The organism is Bacillus sp. 05T22 (assembly GCF_056396765.1).
The window spans coordinates 1-10,791 of sequence record NZ_JBFTMC010000134.1 but is presented as its reverse complement, the minus strand read 5'-3'; the positions used below and the strand labels follow the sequence as shown (position 1 = coordinate 10,791).

The window sequence follows — 10,791 nt, the reverse complement described above, 5'->3', positions numbered from 1 at the left end:
GCTTTAAACGCGCATGCATCCATAAAAGAGGCTGTTGTAATTGTTCGAGAAGATCAGCCGGGTGATAAACGATTGGTGGCATATGTCGTGGGTGATGGGAATGTAGGTGCGTGGAGAGATTATCTCAAGGCGGAACTACCAAGCTATATGGTTCCTTCAGGATTTGTAATGATGGACGCCATTCCACTAACTGCTAACGGTAAAGTTGATCGTGAGGCCTTACCTGTACCAGAGGAGAAGAAAATCGAAAGTGAATGTGTTGCCCCGCGAAATGGTAAAGAAGAAAAGCTGGCTACCATTTGGAAGCGAGTATTAGGGATTAAAAAGGTGGGAATCCATGATAACTTCTTTGAAATTGGTGGAGACTCGATTCTCAGCATTCAGATCATATCACAAGCGAGTCAATTGGGTTTAAAACTTACACCCAGGCAAATGTTTGAATTCCCAACGATTGCCGAGTTGGCGCAAGTGGTCAAAGAAGATCAGGGAGTACAAGCGGAGCAAGGGGTTGTGACGGGAGAGGTACCGCCTACTCCAATTCAGTATTGGTTCTTCGAGCAAGAACATCCGCGTCCACAACATTGGAATCAATCGATGCTTTTAAGAGTAAGAGAGAGATTGGATGTGGAGTTACTAGAGGAAGCCCTATTAAACTTACTCAAACATCATGATGCCTTACGTTTCCGGTATGAACAGTTGCCAAATGCAACCTGGAAGCAGAGGAATGAGGGAATCGATGAACAGTCTGTACTTCGTGTGGTAAAGCGGAACGATGCTGATCAACAAGCGTGGAATCAAGTGATACAAGAAGAGATGGATATTACTCAAGCCAGTTTCAATTTACTTACAGGGCCGTTGATGAGAGTCGTGTACTTTGATGACGGTTCGAATGGGAACGATCGATTATTCTGGACGATTCATCATTTAGTAGTAGATGGGGTATCATGGCGAATTCTATTGGAAGATTTACAGGCGGTATACAACCAGATGAAACAAGGTCAGAAGGTTCAGTTACCTGCGAAAAGTACATCCTTTAAAGAATGGTCGGAACGACTACAGGCATACAGTGAGTCAGACCTTTCAAAAGAAGTAAAAGATTATTGGCACGAACAGGTAGAAAAACAAGTGATGACGATTCCGATGGACTACCCTATACAGGAAACGACAGAAGCATCGATTGATCAAGTGACGATGACGTTGGGAGCAGAAGAGACCCACGCGTTGTTACAAGAAGTTCCGATGACTCATAAGACAAGGATTAACGAGGTACTATTGACGGCATTAGTACAAGCTATAGCTGACTGTACAAATCATCATAAGGTTTCTGTTCACTTGGAAGGACATGGGAGAGAAGAGGTGATTGAAGGCGTTGATCTATCGCGGACAGTGGGTTGGTTCACGAGTATTTATCCCGTTCACCTTGATCTTCAGGGATCAACAACACCTATTGAGGGATTAAAGGCTGTGAAAGAGCAATTGCGTCGAATTCCGAATCAGGGCATTGATTATGGCATTTTACGCTACTTGAGCAGAGAATTGCTTCCGTTCTATCAACAGCAAAAACCATCAATAAGCTTTAACTATTTGGGACAATTTGATCAAGTGTTTTCCAAAGAATCTTTGTTTATGCAGGATACAGGATTTACACGCTTAGATCATGCTCCAGAATCGAAACCATCTCACTCGATTGATGTTGTTGGTATGGTGAAAGATGGGAAGTTACATTTTGTTTGGATGTATAGTAGAGAACAGTTTTCTAGATTGACGATTAAAGCGATAGCAGATGTCATGTTGAATCAACTTCGTCTACTGATAAATCCACCAACGACAGAGTCTGCTTTTATGGTATCTGACTTTGCTGATGCAGAGGCACTTACGGAAGAAAGCTTGAGTAAAGTATTACTTAAATTAACAAAGAAGAGGGTGTAACGATGGGGGAAGTTATCGATATATACGGATTATCACCTTTGCAAAAAGGGATACTGTTTCATACTTTATATGATCAAGATGATGAGCATTCTTTTTCCTACATTGTACAGGTAGGTTTCTTACTCGGTGGTCGATTGGATGTTGCTACTTTCGAAAAGGCCTGGGAATACGTCATTCACCGACATGAGATTCTACGTTCTGTTTTTGTGTGGGAGGAAGTAGAAAAGCCATTGCAAGCTGTTTATCAACGTCTTCCTTTTACTATTCGTCGAGAAGACTGGAGCGCTCTTTCATGCGGAGAGAGGGAAAAGAAATTACACCAGTTTTTAAATGATGATCGGAGAAAAGGGTTTTCGTTAGATGAAGCACCGTTGATGAGAATCACTGCGATTAAAGAAACAGAAGAAGAAACGAGAATCATTTGGACGCATCATCATATTTTGTTGGATGGGTGGAGTGTGTCCCTGATCTTCGGTGAAGTGATGGGAGTTTATCTCAAGATGATAAAGGGAGAAGCATTCGATCTTCCAAAGTCTCTTCCCTATAAAAAATATATCCAGTGGATTAATAAACAAGATCGAAGTAAAGCTGAGAAATTCTGGACAGAAGAATTAAAAGGATTTCATGCACCTACGCCATTAGCGATGGAAAGAAGTGACCAGGGGCAGGAGAAGGGTTATGGAGAGAGCGTTTATCAGCTATCTGAGGAACTGACTGAAACTTTACAAGAGTGGGTACGAAATAGTCAGCTAACATTAAATACGTTAATACAAGGAGCCTGGGCTTACTTGATGAGCCGGTATAGCGGTGAAAGCGACATCGTATTTGGTGTGACTAGTTCTGGACGTCCTACTGAATTAGCAGGGGCAGAGAAAATGGTTGGTCTATTCATTAACACATTGCCTACCCGAATTCATGTAAAGAATGATACATCAGTAGTAGACTGGCTCCGTAAGATACAGATAAAAGAAATGGAACGGAGACAATACGAGTATAATTCGTTGGTCGATATTCAAGGGTGGAGTGAAGTTCCAAGGAGCAGTACTTTATTTCATACCTTGTATGTGTTCGAAAATTACCCGATCCAAGGAGAGCGCAATGCTGATTTAAGATTACTAGAGGTCCAAAGTGCAGAACAAACAAATTATCCTTTGACGCTCATTGCAATGCCGGGTAAGGAATTTACTTTGAAGTTGATGTATGACCGCCATCATTTTGATGAAGAGACCATTCATCGGATTCAGGATCATCTATCGCAAACATTAATTCAGATGACGAAAAGCTCAGATTCAAAGCTATCCGAAATTACCCATTTAACAATGGAAGAGCAGGTACAACTGCTAGAGAAATGGAATGATACCCAAGTAGAATATTCATCTGAAAGCATGATTCATACGTTATTTGAGCAGCAAGTGGAGAAAACGCCAGAAGCGATCGCGGTTATTTATGAAAATGAGAAACTTACCTATAGAGAGCTGAATGAGCGTGCTAATCAGCTAGCTCACTATTTACAGAAGCGTAGTGTGGGTCCAGAGTCTTTAGTCGGTGTATATATGGAAAGATCGCCAAAAATGATGATAGCGTTGCTAGGGGTTCTAAAGTCAGGAGGAGCTTATGTTCCACTTGATCCTACGTATCCCGAGAATCGGCTACGCTATATATTAGAAGATGCTAGAATCGAAGTACTAGTGACGCAAGAAAAGTTAGAAAAAATAGGTATATCCGAACAAATTGAAATAATTTGTATGGATCAAGATCGCATTGCGATTGAACAGGAAGAACCGATCGTATGTACAAGCAGTGTAGCAGGAAAAAATTTAGCATACGTTATGTATACTTCAGGATCTACAGGTAATCCAAAGGGAGTGATGATTGAGCATCATTCGGTGATCAATTATCTTGAATGGATGCAACATCAATATCCACTCTCTGAAAAGGATGTGGTCTTGCAGAAAACACCATTCTCATTTGATGTATCTGTATGGGAGTTATTTTGGGGTATTAGTGTAGGAGCATGTGTATCCTTCCTGCCTCCAGGTGGAGAAAAGGATCCTTCTATAATAGCTGAAGTGATAGAGAAGCATCAGATTACTGTTGTCCAATTTGTTCCTTCGATGCTATCTGTTTTCTTAGATCATTTCGATCATATTGATTTGAAACTGAAATGTTCATCCGTGCGTCATGTGTTTTCCGGTGGGGAAGAGCTTAGTCCAGGGGTGGTTAGACGATTTCAACAGCACTGGGATCAGAGCGGACAAGTTAAATTGACCAACTTTTATGGACCAACAGAAGCAACCATTTACGTGAATGCATTTGACTGTCAGCCCCATCAAGAATTTGTTTCTATTGGTAATCCGATACAAAATATCCAGCTGTATGTATTAGATCAGAATCAGCGTTTGCAATCGATAGGGATAGAGGGTGAGTTGTATATTGGTGGTGCAGGTTTAGCACGTGGTTACTTAAACCGACCTGATCTCACTGCTGAAAGATTCGTTCCGCATCCGTTTCAATTAGGAGAACGGCTATATCGAACCGGAGATTCAGTAAGATATCTAACTGATGGGAATTTAGAATTTATAGGCAGAATGGACCATCAAGTGAAAGTGCGTGGCTTTCGGATTGAGCTTGGAGAAATTGAAGCGACTTTAGAAAGGCATTCGTCTATTAAAGAGGCTGTCGTGCTAGTGAGAGAAGATCGCCCTGGTGATCAGCGATTGGTAGCGTATGTGATAAGCGATAGAAATATCCAAAATTGGCGAGCGTATCTCCAGGACCAATTACCGAATTACATGGTTCCAGCACACCTTGTAGAGTTGGAATATTTCCCACTTACTCCGAATGGAAAAATCGACCGAAAAGCCTTACCAGCACCGGAAGGACAACCTATGGGAGAGTTTAACGTCCTACCAAGAACACCATCGGAAGAGCTCATCGCCTCGGTTTGGAGTCAAGTGTTAGGAATAGAAAATATCGGAATTCAGGACTCTTTCTTTGAACGGGGTGGGCACTCATTACTCGTTACCCAAGTCGTCTCTAGATTACAAGAAGCATTCCGGATCAAAATCCCGCTACGTGAACTATTCAAGTACGATACGGTGGAGGCATTGACGAAGCGACTGGATCAGTTGTGTAAAGGAGACAAAAAACGAGAGATTCCACCACTTGTACCTATGTCGCGGGAAGAATCTATTCCGCTTTCCTACGCACAGAAACGCCTATGGTTCATTGATCAATTAATGCCAAATAGTGCGATATACAATATTCATGCAGCATGTCGACTGACAGGAAAATGGTCACTTGAAGCATTGGAGACGGGATGGAATCAGTTGATTGAACGTCATGAATCATTGCGGACGGTAATTCAAGAGCGAGAGGGTGAACCCGTTCAACAGGTTCAGTCGCATGTTTTCAAACCCCTTCCTCAAATGGATCTAACAACTCTCCCTCTGGAAGACAGAGAAAGAGAGTTGAAGCGGCTCGTTCAAAACGAGGCGGAGGAACCATTTCATTTGGGACAAGGTCCTTTGATCCGAACACGAATTTTGAAAGTGGACAAAGAGGAATGGGTACTTCTTTGTACGATGCATCATATTGTTTCGGATGGGTGGTCAATGGGAATCTTACTCGAAGAATGGATGGCTTTTTATGAAGGAGCCATTAGTGGAAAACCAGTGGAACTGAGGGAGTTACCTGTTCAATATGCGGACTTTGCCATGTGGCAAAAAGAATGGCAAAAAGAAGAGAATCTTGATCAGCACCTTCAATATTGGAAGGAAGAATTGGCTGGTGAGTTACCGGTCTTGCAATTACCGATGGATCGTCCTCGACCTGCTGTTCAAACCCACCGTGGTGCAAGTCAATCTCTGATGGTGGCGAATTCCTTACGGGAAAAGCTCAAGGAATTAAGTCTGCAAGAAGGCTCCACCTTATTTATGACCTTGATGGCGGCGTATCAAAGCTTCCTTTCTCGTTATACGGGACAAGATGACATCTTGGTTGGAAGCCCGATTGCGAACCGGAATGTTAAAGAGATTGAAGGATTAATAGGTTTCTTTGCAAATACGTTGGTTTATCGAGCTGATTTCAGTGGAAATCCGACGTTCCAAGAACTTCTGTCGCAGATACGAAAAAAGGCACTAAAAGCATACGAGTATCAGGACATTCCGTTTGAGAAAGTGGTAGAAGCCGTAAAACCTGAACGGAATACCAGTCATTCGCCGATTTTCCAAACCATGTTTACCTTACAGAATACGAAACAAGAGTTACCTCAGCTATCAGAAAGAAACATGGAGCTGATGGAAAGTCATACTTCGGTTGCCAAATTTGATTTGAGTTTATTTGCATCGGAGACGGAAGAAGGGTTATTGCTAACTTTTGAATATAATACCGATTTGTTTAATGTTGCAACTATTGAACGAATGGCAGGTCATTTTGAACATTGGTTATATGAAATTGTATCTCATCCAAAAGATTCACTATCAAAGCTGAATATGCTATCGAAAGCAGAATATAAGAGGTTACTAGAGGAATGGAATGACACAGGTGTTGTGGCCATACGTGAAAGCACGATTCATACATTGTTTGAGGAACAAGTGGAGAAAACGCCAGAAGCGATCGCGGTAGTGTGCGAAGATGAGGAGCTAACGTATCAAGAACTGAACGAACGCTCCAATCAGTTGGCCCATTATCTTCAAAAGAGGGGTGTGGGATGCGAATCATTGGTTGGGATCAGCGTTACACGTTCATCCGAGATGATTGTCGGTCTCCTAGGAATCATGAAAGCAGGAGGAGCGTATGTTCCGATTGATCCTGCGTATCCGGAGAGTCGGATACGGTATATTTTAGCGGATGCTCAAATCGAGGTACTGGTGACACAGGACAAGTTGCAGCAAAAAATGACGTTACCTGAATCGGTTAACATGATTTGTATCGATCGTGATCGAGCAGCGATCGAACAGGAAGTAACGACGGCATGTACGAGTGAAGTGACAAGCGATAACTTAGCTTATATCATCTATACCTCAGGATCCACTGGCAATCCTAAGGGAGTGATGATTGAGCATCGGAGTACGTTGGCGATGATCCATTGGGCACATCAAACCTATTCCCGACAGGAATTAGCGGGAGTGCTGGCATCAACTTCACTATCCTTTGATCTATCGGTTTTTGAAGTATTTGTTCCTTTGACGAGGGGTGGCAAGGTAATTGTCGCTGAAAGTGCCCTTCATCTGGACAAGTTGTCTACGAAGGATGTGACCTTGGTCAATACTGTGCCATCAGCAGCGAAGGAACTGGTTCGAGCAAAGTTAATCCCTTCTTCGGTAAAAGTGATGAATTTGGCTGGAGAACCGTTGCCGCAGTCACTGGTCCAGCACTTGTATGAGAGAAGTCCGATTGAAAAGGTGTACAACCTATACGGTCCATCCGAAGATACTACCTACTCTACGTATATGAAGCTAGAAAAGGGTGTTATGCACAAGGTACCACCGATTGGTAGACCCATCTCTAACACAGAAGTATATGTACTCAGTGCAAACCAGCAAATGGTCCCGATTGGTGTAGTGGGTGAGCTTTACATTGGGGGATCAGGCTTGGCGCGTGGCTACTTAAATCGCCCTGACTTAACAAACGAGCGTTTTATCCCGCATCCATTTAAAGAAGGGGAGCGAGTATACCGGACGGGAGATCTTGTGAGATATCTACCGGACGGGAATTTGGATTATCTCGGTCGGATCGATCATCAAGTGAAGATCCGTGGATTCCGGATTGAGCTAGGGGAGATTGAAGCGACGTTACAAAGTCATTCATCAGTTAACGAAGTCGTTGTGATGGTATGCGAAGATCATCCGGGTGATCAGCGTTTAGTTGCCTATGTAGTGGGAGAAGGAAATGCTCATGCGTGGCGTGATTATCTCAAGACCCAGTTACCAAATTACATGGTTCCGGCACACTTTGTCGAATTGACAGTATTCCCACTCACCCCAAATGGGAAAATCGATCGGAAAGCCTTACCTGCACCAGAGCGCAAGGAAGCAGAGGGTGGTTATGTTGCCCCTCGTACCCCTACAGAAGAAGCGATTGTTTCGATATGGCATCAAATTTTAGGCACTGAAAATATCGGGATTCATGATTCATTTTTTGAACTAGGTGGCCATTCATTACTCGCTACACAAGCTGTTTCTAATCTGAATGAAACCTTTGGAATTGAGTTACCACTGCATGATTTATTTACGTATACTACCGTGCAGGAATTGGCAGAACGGGTTAATCAGTTGCGCTGCAGTGGAAATGAGCAAGCGCAGAATGATAGTAAGGAGAATGTAAGTTTTCAAGACTATATTCAAAATGAAGCAGCAGCGAGTAATGATGAAGAGTTACTTGAACTTCTTAAGCAATTGGAAGAGTTATCAGAGGAAGAAGCGCAAGGTATATTCGAGAGAAACTTGGTTGAGGAAGGTGTGAAAAAATGAGAAATGATTTACTTGCAAAGTTGAATTCGCTTTCTCCTGAGAAGAGAGCGTGGCTTCAGAAACAGATGCAGAAAAAGGAGAATAAAGAAGCGCTTCCGTTGTCCTATGCACAACAACGTTTGTGGTTTATGGACCGATTTAACCCAAACAGTTCAGTATATAATATTCCGACAGTATGGCGTCTAAAAGGAAATTGGATACCTGAAGCATTGGAAAAGGGATTGAATCGACTCATTGAACGTCATGAATCATTACGCACCGTTTTTAAGGAAGTAGGAGACCAACCTATGCAACATATTGTGGAATTCCTTCCTAGAAAACTACCTGTAGAGGATTATTCTCACCTTCCTCTGGAAGTAAAGGAAAAAGAGATAGAAAGTTTGATTGCTAGAGAAGCGCAGGATCCGTTTGATTTAATGAATGGCCCTTTGATTCGTAATCAACTGGTTCAATTAGGGAAAGAGGAATGGTTATTGCTATGTACCATGCATCATATTATTTCTGATGCGTGGTCCATCGGCATATTGATCAATGAATTGCTGGCCTTCTATGAGGAAGAAATGAGTGGGGAGCCTGCTGGACTAAGTTCGCTATCGATTCAATATGCAGACTTTGCGAAATGGCAAAGGCAGTGGTTGCAGGGTGAAGTGCTAGATCGACAACTTACGTATTGGCAGGAAGAATTGTCCGGTGAGCTTCCCATACTACAACTGCCAGTGGATCGCCCTCGACCGGTTACGCAAACGTACGCTGGGGACACGTATCATGTGATTCTTCCTCACACATTACTCAGTTCATTGAAGGATTTAAGTCGACGAGAAGGAGCTACCTTATTCATGACCTTAATGGCTGCATATCAGAGCTTTCTTGCTCGCTATACGGGGCAAGAAGATATTCTTGTCGGAAGTCCGATTGCGAATCGGAACCATAAAGGAGTAGAGGGATTAATCGGCTTCTTTGTTAATACGTTAGTCTATCGGGCGGATCTCAGTGGAAATCCGACGTTCCGGGAGATTTTGTCTCAGATAAAGAAAAAGGCGTTGAAAGCGTATGAATATCAAGATATTCCATTTGAAAAAGTGGTAGAAGCTGTACAACCTGAACGGAGTACGAGTCATTCGCCCATCTTCCAGACCATGTTTACGCTACAGAATATAAAACAAGAACGAATAGAGCTGTCTGGGAGAAGTTTGGAAATGATAGAAAGTAATATTTCCATCGCGAAATTTGATTTGAGTTTAACCGCTTATGAGGTGGAAGAAGGTCTATTTGTCTCTTTTGAATACAATACCGATTTATTTGACAGTAGAACCATTGCACGTATGGCAGGGCATTTTGAAAACTGGTTGAACGAAATTGTTCATCATCCAGATGAATCATTTACAAAGCTGTCGATGCTAGCGGACACAGAACAGAAGCAGCTCTTGGAAGAATGGAATGACACTGACGTAGTTTATTCACATGAGAGCATGATTCACGAACTGTTTGAGCAGCAGGTTGCGCGTACACCTGGAGCGGTGGCGGTAGTGTATGAAGGTGGACAGCTGACGTATCAAGAACTCAACGAGAAAGCGAACCAATTGGCACATTATTTACAGAAACGGGATATAGGACCTGAGTCATTGGTCGGTATATGTGTCGAGCGTTCACCCGAAATGATTATTGGTCTCTTAGGGATTCTCAAAGCAGGTGGGGCTTATGTCCCACTGGATCCGAGTTATCCTGAAAATCGCCTGAGATACATTTTAGAGAACTCGCAGATCCAAGTGCTTTTAACAAAGGAAGCGTTACAGGGTTGGTTGCCTGAAGGCATCCAAGCGATTTGTTTGGATCGAGATCAAGCAGCGATTTCTAAAGAGAGTAGCTTGGCACCAGTGAGCGGAGTGACAGCAAACAACTTGGCGTATATCATTTACACTTCGGGTTCGACAGGGAATCCTAAGGGAGTGATGATTGAACACCACTCGGTTATCAACCGATTACAGTGGATGCAAAAAAACTATCCATTATCTGAACAGGATACGATTCTTCAAAAAACGCCGTTTTCGTTTGATGTCTCTGTCTGGGAATTATTTTGGTGGTCATTTGTAGGAGCACGTGTTTGTTTACTTCCACCGGGTGGCGAGAAGGATCCTGCAATGATTGAGGAGTGTATTGAGCGATATCGCGTGACCACGATGCACTTTGTTCCGTCGATGTTATCTACTTTCTTGGATTATATGGAACAATTCAAAGCGAAAAAGGACGTATCGTCTTTGTGTCAGGTTTTTACCAGTGGAGAAGCGTTAAATACCGAACAAGTTCGCCGGTTTAAGGGTGTGTTTTATGATTCTCAGCAAACGAAGTTAAGCAACTTGTATGGTCCTACAGAAGCGACTGTAGATGTCAC

Annotated in this window: 3 protein-coding genes; all 3 read left to right on the top strand. The window is 42.8% G+C overall.

Features of this window, described 5'->3' with window-relative positions; translation table 11 throughout:
- The coding region (locus AC1DIT_RS24805) for a condensation domain-containing protein (RefSeq protein ID WP_476998479.1) at positions 1–1,929 on the top strand (1,929 nt) is incomplete at its 5' end.
- A gap of 2 nt (positions 1,930–1,931) precedes the next feature.
- Positions 1,932–8,402, top strand: a complete 6,471-nt coding sequence (locus tag AC1DIT_RS24800; RefSeq protein ID WP_016132796.1) for a non-ribosomal peptide synthetase — start codon at positions 1,932–1,934, stop codon at positions 8,400–8,402.
- Positions 8,399–10,791 (top strand): non-ribosomal peptide synthetase (locus tag AC1DIT_RS24795; RefSeq protein WP_476998478.1); only part of this gene is annotated, 2,393 nt, incomplete at its 3' end. The genes AC1DIT_RS24800 and AC1DIT_RS24795, both read left to right, overlap by 4 nt.